Source organism: Sporomusa sp. KB1, assembly GCF_007830295.1.
In the GTDB taxonomy this organism is placed as follows: Bacteria; Bacillota; Negativicutes; order Sporomusales; family Sporomusaceae; genus Sporomusa.
Genome location: NZ_VLKC01000001.1, coordinates 701,565 through 719,044, shown reverse-complemented (window position 1 = coordinate 719,044; position 17,480 = coordinate 701,565). Strand labels below are relative to the sequence as shown.

15 protein-coding genes and 1 pseudogene are annotated in these 17,480 nt (G+C 42.7%); 10 read left to right on the top strand and 6 right to left on the bottom strand.

All coding sequences use genetic code 11. The features are described 5' to 3' along the window. The first annotated feature begins 143 nt into the window (after window positions 1-143). The 5 genes from SALPA_RS32585 to pckA all read left to right on the top strand — a co-directional run bounded on the left by SALPA_RS32585 (window position 144) and on the right by pckA (window position 4,983). Window positions 144-401, top strand: coding sequence for a hypothetical protein (locus SALPA_RS32585; protein ID WP_094605181.1), 258 nt, complete (start codon window positions 144-146; stop codon window positions 399-401). A 294-nt stretch (window positions 402-695) separates the two neighbouring features. Further along, on the top strand, window positions 696-1,175 hold the full coding sequence (gene ybaK / locus SALPA_RS32580; protein WP_145088302.1) for a Cys-tRNA(Pro) deacylase: 480 nt from the start codon (window positions 696-698) through the stop codon (window positions 1,173-1,175). A 33-nt stretch (window positions 1,176-1,208) separates the two neighbouring features. Continuing rightward, window positions 1,209-1,883 carry a B3/4 domain-containing protein gene (locus tag SALPA_RS32575; protein WP_145088300.1) on the top strand — a complete coding sequence of 225 codons (675 nt, stop codon included), beginning with the start codon at window positions 1,209-1,211 and terminating at the stop codon, window positions 1,881-1,883. Window positions 1,884-1,918: 35 nt separating this feature from the next. Beyond that, on the top strand, window positions 1,919-3,418 hold the full coding sequence (gene thrC / locus SALPA_RS32570) for a threonine synthase (RefSeq protein ID WP_145088298.1): 1,500 nt from the start codon (window positions 1,919-1,921) through the stop codon (window positions 3,416-3,418). A 29-nt stretch (window positions 3,419-3,447) separates the two neighbouring features. Beyond that, entirely contained in the window at window positions 3,448-4,983 is a 1,536-nt protein-coding gene (gene pckA / locus SALPA_RS32565; protein ID WP_145088296.1) for a phosphoenolpyruvate carboxykinase (ATP), read from the top strand. A 52-nt stretch (window positions 4,984-5,035) separates the two neighbouring features. On the opposite strand, the gene ligD (SALPA_RS32560) is transcribed toward pckA, so the two are convergent. The 6 genes and pseudogenes from ligD (SALPA_RS32560) to SALPA_RS32535 all read right to left on the bottom strand — a co-directional run bounded on the left by ligD (SALPA_RS32560) (window position 5,036) and on the right by SALPA_RS32535 (window position 11,060). Further along, on the bottom strand, window positions 5,036-5,959 hold the full coding sequence (gene ligD, locus SALPA_RS32560; protein WP_145088294.1) for a non-homologous end-joining DNA ligase: 924 nt from the start codon (window positions 5,957-5,959) through the stop codon (window positions 5,036-5,038). After that, a complete protein-coding gene (locus tag SALPA_RS32555) occupies window positions 5,949-6,812 on the bottom strand; it encodes a Ku protein (protein WP_145088292.1) in 864 nt (287 codons plus the stop codon). The genes ligD (SALPA_RS32560) and SALPA_RS32555 overlap by 11 nt, the downstream gene beginning before the upstream one ends. 19 nt (window positions 6,813-6,831) lie before the next feature. Next, window positions 6,832-7,818 (bottom strand): non-homologous end-joining DNA ligase, encoded by a 987-nt coding sequence (gene ligD, locus SALPA_RS32550; protein WP_145088290.1) that lies wholly within the window; start codon window positions 7,816-7,818, stop codon window positions 6,832-6,834. Window positions 7,819-7,937: 119 nt separating this feature from the next. Continuing rightward, complete coding sequence (locus SALPA_RS32545; RefSeq protein ID WP_145088288.1) at window positions 7,938-8,234, bottom strand: zinc-ribbon domain containing protein; 297 nt, start codon at window positions 8,232-8,234, stop codon at window positions 7,938-7,940. Between the two features lie 128 nt (window positions 8,235-8,362). Beyond that, window positions 8,363-9,811 (bottom strand): annotated as a pseudogene (gene pepF / locus SALPA_RS32540) (oligoendopeptidase F). Window positions 9,812-10,277: 466 nt separating this feature from the next. Next, on the bottom strand, window positions 10,278-11,060 hold the full coding sequence (locus tag SALPA_RS32535) for an N-acetylmuramoyl-L-alanine amidase (protein ID WP_145088286.1): 783 nt from the start codon (window positions 11,058-11,060) through the stop codon (window positions 10,278-10,280). Between the two features lie 183 nt (window positions 11,061-11,243). Here SALPA_RS32535 and SALPA_RS32530 point away from each other — a divergent pair, with 183 nt between their 5' ends. From SALPA_RS32530 to SALPA_RS32510, 5 genes are all read left to right on the top strand, one after another. After that, on the top strand, window positions 11,244-13,007 hold the full coding sequence (locus SALPA_RS32530) for a B12-binding domain-containing radical SAM protein (protein WP_186450826.1): 1,764 nt from the start codon (window positions 11,244-11,246) through the stop codon (window positions 13,005-13,007). Beyond that, window positions 12,991-13,944, top strand: a complete 954-nt coding sequence (locus SALPA_RS32525; protein WP_145089722.1) for a TIGR01212 family radical SAM protein — start codon at window positions 12,991-12,993, stop codon at window positions 13,942-13,944. Before SALPA_RS32530 ends, SALPA_RS32525 begins: the two co-directional genes overlap by 17 nt. An 88-nt stretch (window positions 13,945-14,032) precedes the next feature. Further along, complete coding sequence (locus SALPA_RS32520) at window positions 14,033-15,562, top strand: ATP-binding protein (RefSeq protein WP_145088282.1); 1,530 nt, start codon at window positions 14,033-14,035, stop codon at window positions 15,560-15,562. A 241-nt stretch (window positions 15,563-15,803) separates the two neighbouring features. Continuing rightward, window positions 15,804-16,136: a hypothetical protein gene (locus SALPA_RS32515; protein WP_145088280.1), complete on the top strand. Its 333-nt coding sequence runs from the start codon at window positions 15,804-15,806 to the stop codon at window positions 16,134-16,136. Between the two features lie 487 nt (window positions 16,137-16,623). Then, on the top strand, window positions 16,624-16,779 hold the full coding sequence (locus SALPA_RS32510) for a hypothetical protein (RefSeq protein WP_169535135.1): 156 nt from the start codon (window positions 16,624-16,626) through the stop codon (window positions 16,777-16,779). The last annotated feature ends 701 nt before the right edge of the window (window positions 16,780-17,480 follow it).

The window sequence follows — 17,480 nt, the reverse complement described above, 5'->3', positions numbered from 1 at the left end:
TATTCAATAAAATATGGCAAAATCCTTTAACTATAGGGAGGAGCTATGTTGGAAAATTTCTGATTATAGCAAATTATAAGAAGGATTTATTATAATTTATGACAAAATGTATATAAATAATATAATAGGAGGTGTTGTTTACAATGGCTGATTGCTCGATAATTATGGCTATTATTCAAGACAATCGTGTGGAAACAGCGGTAAAGGTTCAGGATGTACTTACAAATTATGGCTGCCATATTCGGGTGCGGTTAGGGCTTCATGATGCGGCTGTAAGTTCCTGTACCAACAGTGGCATTATTTTACTACAGTTATGTGGTGAGGAGGTGCCAGTAAAACAGCTAGAACAAGAACTGCAGCAAATACCTAATGTAAAAGTAAAATATATGAACCTTGATTAGCGGATACGGGCGCGGCTTACCGCGCTCGTTCTCTTTATCTGATGATCAAGGTGTTCTACAAACGGAGTCTTAGAACACCTTGATCATCGGATAAGTTCGTCTAAATTTCAGTTGGGTAACCCGCCAACCAAAGCAAATCTCACTTCATTGACAAATAGAGGAATCAATACTATACTGTGAAAAAAATGCAAAAGCAATAAACTAATATTGAAAGAAATTAATTATATATAGAATGCTTGTGAATAGTATAGTATGATTATAGAGTTAGATAATTAGAGGAGAACGTATGGTGCTATGAAAACAAATGCTGCCCGAATATTGGATGGTCTTCATTTTGCCTATGAATTGTGTGAATATGAGGTTGACGAAACTGATTTGAGTGCAAAAAATGTGGCCGAAAAAGTGGGGATGCCAGATGAACAGATTTTTAAAACTTTGGTATTGAGAGGCGATAAAACCGGTATTATTATGGCCTGTATTCCTGGAGCTGCCGAGCTTGATCTTAAATTTTTGGCAGTCGCCAGCGGCAATAAGAAAGTAGAAATGGTATCGCTAAAAGAGGTTCAGCCGCTCACTGGGTATATTCGCGGCGGCGTTTCACCGCTGGGACCTAAAAAGCGTTATCCGGTTTTTTTAGATAAAAGTGCAGCAAAGTGGCAAGTAATTGCTGTTAGTGCTGGTATGCGAGGCTGTCAGATTATCCTTTCACCTGAACACTTAGTGCAGGCTGTAAATGCTCAGGTTTGTTCGATTACTCGCGGTAGTAAAAATTAATAGCTAACTATCCAGGAGGAGTTTGTTTTTATTATGAAAATTACGATTCAAGAAAGTATTAGTCAGGTCGTACCTAATTGCTGCTTGGGATATTTGACTATTAATGATGTTGCTGTCAAGGGTACGCCGCCAGCCTTAAGCCAGGAATTTGATCGGCTGCAAATAGCAGTCGGTCAGGCATATAATATGGATGGACTGCCAAAGCTTCCCCGGATTTTGGCTGTCCGTAATATGTACAAAAAGCTGCACTTTGATCCATCACGTTATCGACCCGCATCAGAAGCGTTGGTGAGGCGTGTATTGCAGAAAAAAAATTTGTACTATGTTAATAGCGCGGTAGATGTCAATAACTATTGCTCCATCAAATTTTTATTGCCATTTGGTCTCTATGATTTAGAGCAGATTGTAGGCGATTGTAGTTACATGCTGGCAACAGAAGGGCATTATACCAGCATAGCCGGCAAAAATGTTTCCACTGATGATAAACCATTTTTAACAGACAGCCTTGGCGTATTTGGTAATCCTACCGCAGATTCACGGCGGACGGCAGTTACTTTGGCAACGCGTAAACTGTTAGCTGTTGTTTACGCTGATGAAAGTGTCAGTACCGCAGAATTGAATAATGTACTTGATTTTGCAGCTGACATGTTTGTTTGTTATAATGGCGGGACTGTGACAGGGAAGCATATTGTTAATGCTAAAGAATAATTATAACTATTGCTTTTATTGGGAGGAGACTTTGTATGTATCTTAGCACACGCGGCCAGGTTGATCGTTTGACGGCGGCTCAGGCCATTGCACAAGGGATAGCCCCTGATGGCGGCTTGTTTGTACCGGAAGCTATTCCGCTTGTAGATGAGACGTTTATAGTAAGATTACAATCGCTTAGCTATCAAGAGCGGGCAGCTGCCATATTGCAGTTATTTTTGACTGATTATACAGAGGACGAATTAAAAAGCTGTGTAGCTGGCGCTTACGGCGGCGGTAAGTTTAGCAGCCCGGCAGTGGCACCTGTTGTTGAGGTTAGCGACAGGACGTTTGCATTAGAATTATGGCATGGCCCGACCAGCGCGTTTAAAGATATGGCACTTCAATTATTACCCAGACTGCTGTCTGGTGCGCTCAAGAAAATTGGCGAGCAGGCCCAAATTGTTATTCTTGTTGCTACCTCCGGGGATACGGGTAAAGCCGCTCTGGAAGGGTTTAAGGATGTGGAACAAACCCAGGTCATGGTTTTTTACCCGGAAGAGGGCGTAAGTCAGATTCAACGCCTGCAGATGGTTACGCAGGAAGGGGAGAATCTCAAAGTATTTGCTGTGAAAGGCAACTTTGATGATGCCCAGACAGGTGTAAAACGTATTTTTAGCGACAACGCTTTTAACGCCGAACTTGCCAATGACGGGTTTAAGTTGTCATCAGCTAATTCTATTAACTGGGGCCGGTTAGTGCCGCAAATCGTGTATTATTTCAGCGCTTATGCCGATTTGGTGAAAAATCAGCAGATAACGCAAGGCGATAAAGTGAATTTTGTTGTTCCTACAGGAAATTTTGGTAATATTTTGGCAGGCTATTATGCTAAGCTGATGGGATTGCCCATCAACAAACTGATTTGTGCCTCAAATAGTAATAATGTATTGACTGATTTCCTTACAACCGGTGTATATAGTCGTAATCGGCAATTCTATAAAACGTACTCACCTTCGATGGATATTTTGATTTCAAGTAATTTGGAACGGCTGCTGTACCAAGTTACCAATCAGGATTCCAAGCAAGTCAGCCAGTGGATGGAAGAACTCAATGTCACCGGGGAATATCGCATTGGTGATGAGTACTTAGCAGCTATCAAAGAGGTGTTTCCGGCAGGTTGGGTCGATGATGTTCAAACAGCAACTACCATTGGCCGGGTACATAAAGAGTTTGGCTATGCGCTTGATCCGCATACGGCAGTGGCTTGGCAGGTTGCCGAAAACTATCGCCGGCAGACCGGCGATACTACGTTAAATATTATTGTGTCTACTGCTAGTCCGTTTAAATTTAATCAAACTGTGCTAAATGCATTAGTCGGAGCTGAGCGCGTTAGTGATAAGTCTGAGTTTGCTGTTTTAAAGCAACTATCCGAAATTATTGATAGACCGGTGCCGTCAGCACTTGCTGAGCTTGAGCACAAGGCTGTTCGTCATACGAGAGTATGCGGTAAACAGGATATGCCGATGGTGGTAAAAACAGCATTGAATATAAGATAATTTAATATAGTATAGGGGGAGGCGAGGTCATGAGTGGGAATGTATATTGTGATTTAAGTCCCGCGCAGTTGGTAGAAGCCGCCATTCGGAGGAACGAGGGGCAACTGACCACTAGTGGAGCGTTGCAGGTTACTACTGGTAAATACACAGGCCGCTCACCTAATGACAAGTTTATTGTTAACTCGCCAGACGTGCATGACAAGATTGCGTGGGGTGAAACTAAGCCACTTGCAATGGATAATTTTACTCAGCTGTATAGCAAGATGCAGGCATATATTCAAAACCATGATATTTTTATTTTTAACGGTTTTGCGGGCGCTGATCCTGAAAATCGTATTCGTGTTCAATTTATCAATGAATTTGCATGGCAGAATCTATTTGTGCATCAATTGTTTATTTGCCCGGAAATAATACAATCAGAAGCGGACTTCGATTATAAAGTGATTTGTCTTCCAGGTTTCAAGGCTGATCCTGCTGTTGATGGTACTGCCTCTGAAGCCTTTATCGTTCTCAATTTTGCCAAGCGATTGGTACTTATTGGCGGTACTCATTATGCCGGTGAAATGAAAAAATCAATCTTTACCGTTATGAACTATATTTTGCCGGAACAAAATATTTTATCAATGCACTGCTCAGCCAATGTTGGCGCTAGCGGGGATACAGCTTTATTCTTCGGACTAAGCGGCACAGGAAAAACCACCTTATCGGCTGATCCGGCCCGTCAATTGATTGGCGATGATGAGCATGGCTGGAATGATAAGGGTATTTTCAATATTGAGGGTGGCTGTTATGCCAAGTGTATTGGTCTTACCTATGAGACTGAACCGCAGATTTGGGAAGCCATCCGGTTTGGTGCTGTATTAGAAAATGTGGTTATTGATTCGGCAACCCGTCTACCTGATTTCGCTGACGGCTCAATCACGGAAAACACTAGAGTTGCCTATCCTGTGGATTATATCCCGAATGCCTTGATTCCCGGTATGGCGGGGCATCCGCAAACCATTGTATTTTTGACGGCCGATGCCTTTGGGGTGTTGCCGCCTATTGCAAAACTCAATACTGAACAGGCCATGTATCATTTCTTATCAGGTTACACCAGTAAGCTTGCTGGTACCGAACGCGGTATTACCGAACCCCAGGCTACTTTTTCTACTTGTTTTGGCGCACCTTTTTTGCCGTTGTCAGCCCACAAATATGCGGAGCTTTTGGGAGAAAAACTTAAGCATCATCAAACCAATGTATTCTTAATTAATACAGGTTGGTCAGGTGGTCCTTATGGTGTTGGCAGCCGTATGAAGCTATCCTATACCAGAGCTATGGTGACAGCGGCCATTGAAGGGCAGTTGGCAGAGGTATCTTACCAACTGGATCCGATTTTCAATGTTTATGTTCCAGAAAGCTGCCCAGGTGTACCGGCTGAAATACTCATGCCGCATAATACTTGGAATGATAAAGCCGCCTACGAACGAAAAGCTCAGGAACTTGCCCGGTTGTTTATTAAAAACTTCAGCAGCTTTGCCCCAAACGTTTCCGAAAAAATTATTACTGCCGGGCCTAAAGGTTAATTAAAAGACCGCCGTTTACCACACAGGGACGGCGGCCTTTTTCTCTAATGGTTCACCGGATAACTGGCAGCTTTTGTTTGAGAGTAAGCACTGGGGCAAATAAATCACCTAGTTTGTCAGTTCGATCTAATACCTGGGAGGCTTCAAAGCTTAGCAAATTAGGATTTTTTTGTTTGTGGGCGTCGAGGACTTCTTCCCAGGTTACGGGGGTAGAAATAGTGGGGCGCTGTTTGGCACGGAGTGAATAGACACAAACAGTTGTTTTGTGTTCGTCATTTTGGCTCCAATCAATAAAGACTTTGCCTGTACGCAGTACTTTCTTCATATTGGCAACAATCAGGTTAGGGTATCTTTCCTGAAAACGGGTGGCAAGTATGCGGGCAAAGTTTTTGGTCAGGTCATAGCTTGCTGGTGTATTGAGAGGTATATATATTTGTAGACCTTTGGAGCCTGAGGTTTTGGGGAAACTCTGCAGCCCATGTTTATCAAAATAATCTTTTAACAGCAGGCCAACTTGGGCGCAGTCCACAATAGTAGCCGGCAGACCTGGGTCGAGATCAAAGACTAATAAGGAAGGTTGGTTTACTTTGGGGGCTACTGACAGGGCGGTATGCAGTTCAAGTGCTGCCAGGTTGGCCGCCCATACTAAGGTTGGTAAATCAGTGGCGTTACAAAAGTTGATCGTGCGATTATTACTTCTGCTCCAGATGGGAATGGTCTTGATCCAATCAGGTCGCGGGGCTGGACATTCTTTTTGGTAGAAGAACTTGCCTTGTGCACCGTTGGGGTAACGTTTCATAGTCAGTGGCCTGTTGGCAAGGTGGGGAAGGATGAGCGGCGCAATACGGATATAGTAGTCGAGCATTTCTCCTTTAGTAAAGCCTGTAGCAGAATAAAATACTTTAGCAAGGTTGCTGACTTTCAGTTTACGTCCCGCTACTTCAAGGGTTGTTTTGAGCTTGCTGTCACTGGGCACTGGCTTTTTTCCTCTTTGCGGTTACCGGGACTTTTTCAGCGATACCTTGCTTTTTAGCTTTGCTGCTGTCGTTTTTGCCGTTTATGGCCGAGATGCTGGCTTCAAGAGCTGCCATCAAGTCAATGACTTTGCCGCCTTCCTTGACTTCTGGCTGGCTAATGACGGTTTGCCCTTCCGCCTTTTTCTCGAGCATATCCATAACCTGCTGATAATACTGGTCATGGTATTTGCCGGGTTCAAAGCCAGTAGCGAGGGATTCGATCAACTGTTCGGCCATGGCCAGTTCTTTCTTGTTAGGTTCTGCCACTTCTGCTGGCAGTTCTTCTAATTCCGCTGCGGCAATAACTTCGTCAGCAAAGTGCATAGTTGAAAGCGCCAGCGCTTTTCCCGTAGGACGAATGGCGGTAAGATATTCTTTATTGCGCATAACTACCCTGGCGATAGCGATTTTCCCGGTATTTTGCATAGCCGCCAGCAATAAGAAATAGGCTTTACCTGCTCCTTTGTCCGGAGTGAGATAATAGCAGCTGTTGTAGTATAGCGGGTCAATCTGCTCCAGTTTAACAAAATCTTCAATAGCAATTGTGCGGGCATTTTGGGGTTGAATGGCCTCAAGTTCTTCGCTGGTGACAATTACATACTGCTCAGGCGAGATTTCATAGCCTTTAACAATGTTGCCAGCAGGTACTTCTGCGCCGTCAGACGGGCAGACTTTTTTTAGGCGAATGCGGCAGCCATCTGATTTGCGCAGTTGATTAAAGTGGATGGATTTCTTCTTGACAGCGTTGTATAGTTTGACCGGAATGTTGACAAGACCAAAACTGATTGAGCCGCTCCACATCGGGCGGGGCATAGGCATTACCTCCTAATGCTTAGTCTTCACGGATAACTTGTCGTGGATCTTTGTCATCTCTTAATCCTTTAAAGGATGGATGCCGAAGGGTATGATTAGGGGTCCATTCAGTAAATTCGAATTCACCAACCAACAGTGGCTCGACAAATCGTGCATCTTTAGTGGTTGGTTGGTGAAAAAAGGGATTAGTTTCTCTATGTAGCGGTGCCAGCAATTTGGTGAGTACTGTAAGTGTGGCCTTGGTAAAACCGGTACCAACTTTACCTGCATATAACAAGTGCTGCGGTATGCCGCAGGCTTTAGCTGACTGAGGTGTACGATCATAATAGCCGAGCAGGAGTGCGCCGATTTGTCCTTGGCGTGCACCCTGACCGGGTATCCAGCCGCCAATGACCAATTCTTGGCGGCGTTGATTTTTGATTTTGATCCAGGCTCCGGTACGTTTACCCGCTTGGTAAGGGCTGTCTAAGCGTTTGGCAATAATGCCTTCTAAGCCTAGCTTACGGCTGGCTGCCAGAATAGCTTCTCCATCGCCTGTTTTGTAAGCTGGGGTTTGCCAGTAAGGGCCGCTCAGAGTTAGGTTTTCTAATATAGCTCGCCGCTGAGTATACGATTTTTCCAACAGTGGGGCATGATCGAGAGACAAGATGTCAAAGATTATATAGTTTACCGGAATCGTTTTTAGCATTTCCGCAATAACCATCGCCTTTTTTAACCCCAGCCGGTGTTGTAACAGTGAAAAAGAGGGGCGTCCGTCAGTATCAAAGGCCACAATTTCTCCATCAAGAATTAATTCAGTATGAGCATTGGCTACTACCGTCGCCAATGCTGCAAGTTCCGGGTATTGAGGGGTAATATCCTTAAGGTTGCGGCTCATAAGCGTAAAACTGTTTTTTTCCAGGTAAAAGAGAACTCTGATACCATCCCATTTAATTTCAAAGCTATATTCAGTTTGGGTGGCAGGCAGCGGACCAGCTTTGGCTAGCATTGGTTTGATGATTGCCATAGTATAGTTGCCTCGTTGAACAAATAGTTTATTAGTAGTAGTTTTTGCAGAGCAGGCAAATATATTACAACAAAAAACAGGCCAGAATTAATCTGGCCTGTTTTGTAAGCAGTACTAAATTATCTATTGGCTTGGAAGCAATCGCGGCAATACACAGGTTTTCCGGCAGTTGGACGGAAAGGAACCTGGGTTGAAACGCCACAAGCACTGCAAGTAGCATCAAACATTTCGCGTTGGGGACGAGCATTGGCACCTATGCGGCCACCATTTTGACGTTTTCTGGCTGCACGGCAATCCGGGCAACGGGAAGGATCATTTTGGAAGCCTTTCTCTGCATAAAAAGCTTGTTCAGATGCAGTGAAAGTAAAAGTTGCGCCGCATTCTTTGCAGGAAAGCTCTTTGTCTTGAAATTCCATGTTTTAACCAACCTCCGTAATATGTGTTTGACACAAACAATTGCTAGTCGGTTGGTCAAGACACGAAGCTGCTAGCCATCGAGAGCAATTATATGTCATATTCAATATAACCCGCCTATATGCAATTGTCAAGACTTGGATAATAATAATTCCAACTCGTCAAGCATGGTTGAAAACTTAGCAAGGGTGAGCTCAACAGGTTGTGATGTGGACATATCGACACCTGCATTTTTGAGTATTGTAAGGGGATAATCGGCGCCGCCGCTTTTCAAAAACCCGATATAGCGTTGCTGGGCACTGGCGCCCTCCTGTAACATTTTTTCGGCCAAGGTAGTGGCTGCTGCATAACCGGTAACATATTGGTACACGTAAAAGTCCATGTAGAAATGAGGGATTCTGGCCCATTCAACATCGATTTCAGCGTCAACCACCATTTCGGGGCCATAGTATTTGGCATTAAGTGTATGCCAAATTTCATCAAGTAAGTCAGCGGTGAGAGTTTCCCCTTCCTCGGACTTGTCATAGATATCTTTTTCAAACTCGGCAAACATGGTTTGCGGTTAGACTGTGGCTCGCACCATTTCGAGGTATTGGTTAATTAAGTATAGTTTCTTCTGCCTGTCGGTTGTTGTTTTTAAAAGAAAGTCGTTCAGTAGGATTTCATTGGTAGTGGAAGCTACTTCGGCGGTAAAGATGGTATATTGGGAGGTGGCATATGGTTGAGTGGCCTGACTGTAATAACTATGGATGGCGTGACCCATCTCATGCGCCAGGGTGCTGACATCTTCCAGGCGATCATTATAGTTTAAAAGTACGAATGGATGAACACCATACACGCCCCAGCTATAGGCACCTGTTTGCTTGCCTTTGTTTTCGTAGACATCAATCCAGCCGGAGGTCAGACCTTTATTCAAGAGTGTTGTATATTCAGGGCCAAGTGGTGCCAAACCGTCCCGGACTAATTGCAGGCTTTCGGGGTAGGTTATGTTGAATTTTACTTCTTGTGCTAACGGGGTATATAGGTCATACATATGGATAGTATCCAGCTTTAGTACCTTTTTCTTAAGGGCAATATAGCGGTGTAGCGGCGCTAAATTATTATTGACAGTAGTAAGCAGATTGGTATAGACGCTTAGCGGGATGTTGCCGTCAGATAAAGCGGATTCGATGGTTGAAGCATATTTGCGGGTGCGGGCATAAAATATATTTTTCTTTACATTGCCTGTTAAGGTGGCAGCAAAGCTGTTACGTAAAGTATTGTAAGAGGCAAATAAGCCTGTGAAAGCATTTTTACGAACCTGGCGATCAGCTGACATAATTAAGGATCGGTAACGCCCTTCACTCAACGTGATGACGTTACCATCTTCGTCAGTGATGTCAGGAAAGGTCATATCAGCATGGGCCAACATGTTAAAGATGTTTTCTGCTGCCTGAGTAGCTTCGGTTGACCGGGATAAGATCTCTTCTTCATTTGGTGATAAAACATGTTGTTTTTGACGAGTGAGGTTGTCAAAGTAAAAGCTGTAGTCGGCCAGTGCCTGTTCCAGGCGGAAAGCGGCTAACACAGTATCAGGCATAGCAAGGATTTCTGGTTCAATAAAAGAGAGGGCTGTGCCTAATTCGGCAAGCAGTCCTTCGATTTTACCGACAAGAGCCTGGTATTTTGCATTGGCGGTATTTTCATCCCGGTGAAGGCGGGCATAGGCGAATAATTTGTCAGCCACAATGCTAAGCTCGTCTCGCAGCGTTAGACAGGCTGCAAGGCGGGAGGCTGACTGGGATAACGTTTCTTTGTATTCAACTATTTTAGGTAGATCTTTTTTGATTTTGGTGAAATCAGTTTGCCACAACTCTTCGCTGGCATAAATATCTTCTACTTGCCATTTATACTCAGCCTGTATTTGATCACGGGTGGGTAAAGCTGTAGATGCTTCTGACATAAAACCACTTCCTTTTGTGAGAATATATAGTATATATTAGCATAGTATGGTGATATTTTCTGGTATATATGAAATCCAATAAAGTTTTTTTCTAAGCGTGGTGTTATACTTTGAAGTATTTTAATATACCGGTACAAATGCTTTCGGCCGCATTATCCCGGCCATCTACGCTGGATAATAGCATTTCTTCTACTATATTGGAAATGAAGGCGACTTCGATTAGTATTGATGGCATATCGGTGTAACGTAACACATAAAAACTCGCAAAGCGGGCGCCCCTGTTTTTAGTAGCTAAACGTTCTACCAGGCTTTGTTGTATGAGACTAGCAAGTCTTGAGGAGTCTTTGTTGCCATAGTGGAAGGTTGTAGTGCCTGCTGCCGTATTACTGGTAAAGGCATCGTTATGGATACTAATAAATAAATCTGCCTCTGCTTGGTTGGCGACCTCAACGCGGGCGCTAAGTTCTTCTTGGTCGGTTGCCTCTGCAGAAGCAACCTCGGTATCAGAGTCTCTGGTCATGACAACAGTAGCCCCGCTTTTTTCAAGCTTTTCCTTAAGCAGCAAGGCAATAGCTAAGGTATTATCTTTTTCCATAGTGCCAGTTGGACCAAGCGCCCCTGTATCACTGCCGCCATGACCGGGGTCCAGGCAAATAACTTTACCGGCAAGGCGGGCATTTTCATCCTCAGTCCGTTCATCTGTATCATTGTCACATGGCAGCGGCGGTATCGAGGGATCTTTAGAGTTTATCATAACTAATTCCCGTTGCGCATCATAGCGGATTCCGAATTGTAAAGCTTTTGCTATATTGCGGAGCGTTATTAATAAATCACGGTTGACGCGGGCGCTGCCAGGCAGATAACGCCCATCAATCATAATCCGCATTGTTTTCACCATCCTCACACTAGTATAGGTGGGCTTTAAGGTAATGGTTAGCTGTTTATCTTATTTTAGTTTATGCAGAGCAGGTTTTAATGGTGAATCGCTGTCTGGACACGCTAAGGGTATTTGACAAGCTAGTCCGAAACTACTATACTTGCAGGGAGATTATGGATGGGGAGAATGCTTGTGAAAGTTGTACTGTCAACATTAAATGCTAAATATATTCATTCATCCCTGGCGCTACGCTATTTAGCGTCTTTTTGTAAAGCCCAGGGACGTACTGTAGCTATTCGTGAATATACAGTGAACAATGGTTTGCTTGAGATATTGAGTGACCTGTATAACTGTCAGGCTACTGTGATTGGTCTAGCCTGTTATATTTGGAATATAGAAGCAACTCTGCAGCTTGCTGCACTTATAAAAAAAGTGCAGCCTAAGGCAATCGTTGTCCTGGGCGGTCCGGAGGTATCGTATCAGCCTGAAGACATATTGAAAGAGCATGCGGCAGTTGACTATATTGTGTTAGGGGAAGGCGAGCAAAGTTTGGCGGTCTTGCTGACAATGCTGGCTGCCGGGCAGACTATGACGAATATTCCGGGGGTGGCATATCGGAACCAGGGAGAACTAGTTATGAGTCAGCCCCAGCAGGTAGCCCGGCTTGATGACATTCCTTTTCCTTATACCCATGAGGATATGGGAGCCCTTAAAGATAAAATATTGTATTATGAAAGCTCGCGAGGCTGTCCCTTTGCTTGCCAGTACTGCCTGTCAAGTGCTACTGCCGGTGTGCGGTTTCTAAGTCTGGAGAGAGTAATGCACGATCTGCAATTTTTCATTGAGCATGATGTAAAGCAGGTTAAATTTGTCGATCGTACTTTCAATGCCCGCAAAGAACATTACTTTCCTATATTAAAGTTTTTAGCGGAGCAAACTTGCCGGACCAATTTTCATTTTGAAATTGCCGCTGATATTTGGGATCAGGAAGTAGTAGACTTTTTGCGGCAGGTACCACCAGGGCGGTTTCAGTTTGAGATAGGTATTCAATCCACCAATGAGCAAACATTAACTGCCAGCAAACGGCACAACAATTGGCCACAAATCGTGAACTATGTCAGTCAAGTCAGGGATTACGGCAATATTCATTTGCATCTGGATTTAATTGTTGGCTTGCCTTATGAAAATGGTACGCTATTTGCCAAGTCATTTGATGATGTTTATCGCCTCCAGCCTGATATGCTGCAGATCGGCTTCCTCAAACTGCTTAAAGGTTCAGGCATAAGGATGAGTGCTGCCAGCCATGGTTATGTATTCATGGAGACTGCGCCTTATGAAGTATTGGCAAACAACTATATGGACTATGCTACAATCAGGCACCTCAAGATTTTGGAAGAGGTGTTTGAGCAGGTGTATAATAGCGGACGCTTTCCATATAGCGTGCCCTGGCTTATTGCACTTGCTGGTGGTGGTGCATTTGCTTTCTATAGCAAATTGGCCGATTATTGGGAGCAGCGTGGTTATCAGCTTGTTGCCCACAGCACCAAGAACTTGTATAACTATATGGCTGAATTTGGCACTGCCTTTTATCCGCAGGTTATGCATGAACATCAGGAACTTCTGAAGTTTGACGCCCTTATGAGCGAACATGGAGCCGTACGTCCTGAATTTTTACCTTGGAACCAAGTTAATCAAGCCGCCAATGACAAATGGGCCGAGAATAAGACGGCCTTTTGGCGGGATTGTGACCGTGTTCGCAGGTATTTGCCTAACTTTACATTTACTACCTGGCGCGAGATTAAGAAGACTTATCATATAGAAGTGTTTAATGCGGATATTCCGGCGTATTTGCAAGGGGCTGCAGGTTTGGAAAAACGCGAGGTGGCCGTACTTTTCTCGTATCAGAATACAAAACCGTCTTATCAGGTGATTAATTATGATGATTTCTGGAACTAGATATAATACATATTCTGCCTACCTGCACCAAAGGTATGGCGAAAAAGTGTACAAACTTCCTGTGAGTCTACCAGTGACCTGTCCCAATCGCGATGGGCAATGCGGACAGCAGGGGTGTGTGTTTTGCGGCGAAATTGGCGCCGGTTACGAAAATCTGCCGGCATCACTAACTGTCAGTGATCAATTGATCGCCAACAAAGCTCATATTGCTCCTAAGTATAAAGCAAAAAAATTCATACCTTATTTTCAAAACTTTAGCAATACTTATTTACCGGTAGAAGAGCTAAAACGGCATGTTCTGGAAGCTTGTCAGGAAGACATTGTTGCTATTGCAATAGCAACAAGGCCTGATTGTATTAATGACAGTTATTTGGAGATGCTGGCAACTATCAGGGAAGAACGCGGCGTTGATATTAGTATTGAACTGGGGTTACAGACTGTTAACTATCACAGCTTGATTAAGATAAACCGTGGTCATACCCTTGCTGAGTTTATTGATGCTGCACTGCGCATTAAACGTTGGTCGATGGATGTTTGCGCACATCTTATCCTCAATCTCCCCTGGGACAACATGACAGATACAATAGAAAGTGCAAAAATTGTTTCGGCATTAGGTGTTGAACAGGTCAAGCTGCATGCTTTGTATATTGTAAAAAATACGGTGATGGCAAAATGGTATCAGCAGGGTGAAATTACTCTGATTAGTAAAGAAGAATATGTTGAAAGAGTGGTTTCGTTCCTGGAATATCTTCATCCAAATATTGTTATTCAACGTCTTATTGGCCGTGCACCGGAGACAAATACGCTGTTTACAAATTGGCAGACTGGCTGGTGGAAGATCCGGGAGGCAATTGAAGAACAATTACGGTTACAGGACACTTGGCAGGGCAAGTACTGCAACTATCTAAATGGTTCAGCAGTAAGAAAGTTCGTATAATGCAATTTTATAATAGATGGTAGTTTTTGAAGGGATTTCCATAAAGGAGGTCGAATAAATAATAAATTTCTCATTAAAGAGGTAAATAATGTCAAATTTTGAAATCCTGAATTCTCCAGAATTTAAAATATTCGTCAATAAGACTTTCGCGGGAGACGAATCTAGTTATCGCTTCTTTGATATGATGCCTATTGGACTTTCAATTACTACAGATATCTCCTGCAAAGAGATTAGGCATAATCCCAAGGCAGCCAGTTTTCTGCGAATTGATAATTGGAGTATTCTTTCGCATTCGGCATTAAATGTCACATATTTAAAATTATTGCGTGATGGGCGGGAACTATTGCCGGAAGAAATGCCTATTCAACGCGCAACATGGCTTGGAGAAGAGATTAAGAGCGAAGAGCTGGAATTTGTATGGAATGATGGAGTTCGCAAATTTGGCTTATGGAGTGCCCGTCCCATACGCGACGAAAATGGAGTTATTGTTGGTGCTTTAGCTGTATGCGAAGATATTACCGCGCGTAGATTATTGGAAGAAGAAAAACTAAAAGCGACCCAAAATCGTTACCTAAAATACCTTGAAAATATGCTAGAATGTTTTGCAGTTTTTCTGGTCGAGTGTGATGAAAAAGGCCAGATCGTTGAATTTCGCTCTGAGTATATTAATGAATCAGGCTGCCGGGATCGTAATATTACTAAGGAAGAGCATATTGGAAGGAGCATGCACGAACTGTATCCGAATTCTGTAGAATCCGGCTTGTTTAAGATGTGTTGTTGTGTAGTCGAAACAGGAGAGCCTATAGAATTAGACTCATTTTATATTTCTAATGTAAAAGAACCGAATACTATCGAAGTATATGAAGGCAGGATAATCAAGCTGGATAATGAAAGAATTACCCTTTCTGGGCGTAACATTACAGAAAAAAAGATACTGGAAAATGAAATTGGGCGTCTTGATAGACTTAACATTGTTGGCGAGATGGCTGCCAGTATTGGACATGAAATTCGCAACCCGCTTACAACAGTACGCGGTTATTTGCAAATGTTTGGAATGAAGGAAAAATACGCTGAACACAAGGAACAGTTTAATACAATGATTGAGGAACTAGACAGAGCCAATTTAATTATCACCGAGTTTTTATCGCTTGCCAAAAACAAGGTTGTTGATTTTCAACGCGCTAATCTGAACGAAATCATAAACACATTATTACCGCTATTACAAGCTGAAGCACTTCACCGGGGAAATGAACTTAGAATCGAACTAGGTGATATTCCTGAGTTAGAGTTGGACAAGAAGGAAATGCGACAGCTTTTAATGAATTTGGTGCGAAATGCAGAAGAAGCACTGTTATCTAATGGTACAATAGTTATCAAAACAGGGTTAGATGAAGGAAACGTATTTTTGTCAGTTCAAGATTCGGGGCACGGAATTTCAAAAGATATTTTAGATAAGTTAGGAACTCCCTTTTTAACAACTAAGGATAATGGGACCGGCCTCGGCTTACCAGTCTGCTATAGAATTGCAGAACGGCACAAAGCTAAAATAAAAGTAAAAACAGGTGTAAATGGAACAACCTTTTTTGTGAAGTTTAATAATCCAGCAACAAGAGAGTGAACTCGTTTCAGCATAGCTGAAACATTGGGGATTCAGGTGGAGAGTCTACTCCACCTGAATTAACGCCGCCTGTAGAGGCGGGAGTCTTGACTCGCGGATAAGATAAACGATGTTACAGGTAGTAAATATGCGGAGCCCACTCTCACATGTTGAGGGTGGGCTTTTATTTACATATCACCTTTGCAATAACATCTGAATAATATATAATGTAAAACCAAAATTTTGAAAAGGAGTGAAAATCTTGAGCAACAAAACCGATAACGGTGATATTATTTTAGGAGCTGCCACTGTTTTAGTAAATGTTGGCGAAACACCATTAGCTTTAATTGGAACAATAGAAAGAATTATAGCGCTTGAACATTTAGAAAGAAAAGATGATACAAACACAGTAATTATTCCAGGAAAGGTTCATGTAGATGCTAATGTCCGCGAAAGAGAACAATTTCTTATTATGGATGTTTCGAACGCTATACTTCCAGAGGATTTCCCATTAACTATTGCACAACTTACAGCGGGAGATGTAGCAATTAGGTTAGAATCCATTATCCTGATTCTTCCAGTAAAAGTTGTGTGATGTGTAAAGCACGATAAAGATTCATTGCGTTAGTGAACTCGTTTTAGCAAAGCTGAAACATTGGGGATTCAGGTGGAGAGTTTATTCCACCTGAATTAACGTCGCCTGTAGAGGCGGGAGTCTTGACTCACGAAATAAGATAAAAAAACTGGAACGGCGGGATTTATACGGTTTATGCAGCGTTATTTTTGTGCAAAGATCGCCGTATATGTATAATTTAGCCCCTGGCGTGTGCTGGGGGCATTATACTATCCCAGCAGGAATGGCTTATTTGCGGTAGCTGTTATAATGGTTTTGTAATACATGGGTAGTTTTAAGAAGAATGCCAAAAGGCGAGTCCAGTAATAATGAGTAGTGAAGGGTAGGATGGAAAGTAGGAAAAATAAACTTACTCTTCTGTGATTAGTTAAAACTATTTACAAATATAGCTAGAGTTGGTAGTATAGGTATTGCAGTTTAAAAATTAAGGGAGAGTGTAGTATTATAAATGAAAAAGCTTCAATTATTAGAGCAGATCGATAAACTTTCATCTTTGCTTCATAGTGACGACTTGCAGGAATTTAATTTCACCGCAGGGACAATCAGTGAAATGCGCATGAAACTGGATATGTTGTCAGAAGAATATATAGAATGCTATTGCTAAACATCGTTTATACGATGTTTTTCTTTTTCAGTGGGAAAGGTTAACTTTTCCCGGGATAGAACGACTAAGGCTTCTGTCGGCGTTATCTTATGAGAAATATACTCATCATGATACTATAAGTGAGTCATTTTTTTTTATAGGTAATGGGGCAACAAAAAGACAAAATGGAATATTGACACTCAGTAATGTGCGTGTTAATATATAAAAAGTCGATTGCGCCAAGCAACGACAAAAACTACAAAAAATGTATATTGACATGTCAAATATGATGTGATAATATATAAAAGCTGTTGCCACACATGGGGATGCTACAGTACGGTCCCGGACAAAGCGTACCGTCCATGGTACGTCCGTGACACTAGCACATCCATATGCGTCGTTCCCTGAAAACTGAACAATGTAAGTAATGCATCAAAAAAGCCAGATGTGCGGTTGTATGTCGATTGCGACATACTAAACCAAAAACAATTTCTTAATTAGATTTATAGAGCCAACAAATGGCTTCATATAATGTAGTCACTCTGTGACTTTGAACTTGTGCCTGGTGCGTCTATTAATGTAGTTTGTCTACTTTAATTAAGACAATCAATGGTATTTAAGTTTGTAAGCTCATAGACGGCAAACTTTATTGGAGAGTTTGATCCTGGCTCAGGACGAACGCTGGCGGCGTGCCTAACACATGCAAGTCGAACGGGGAGTTA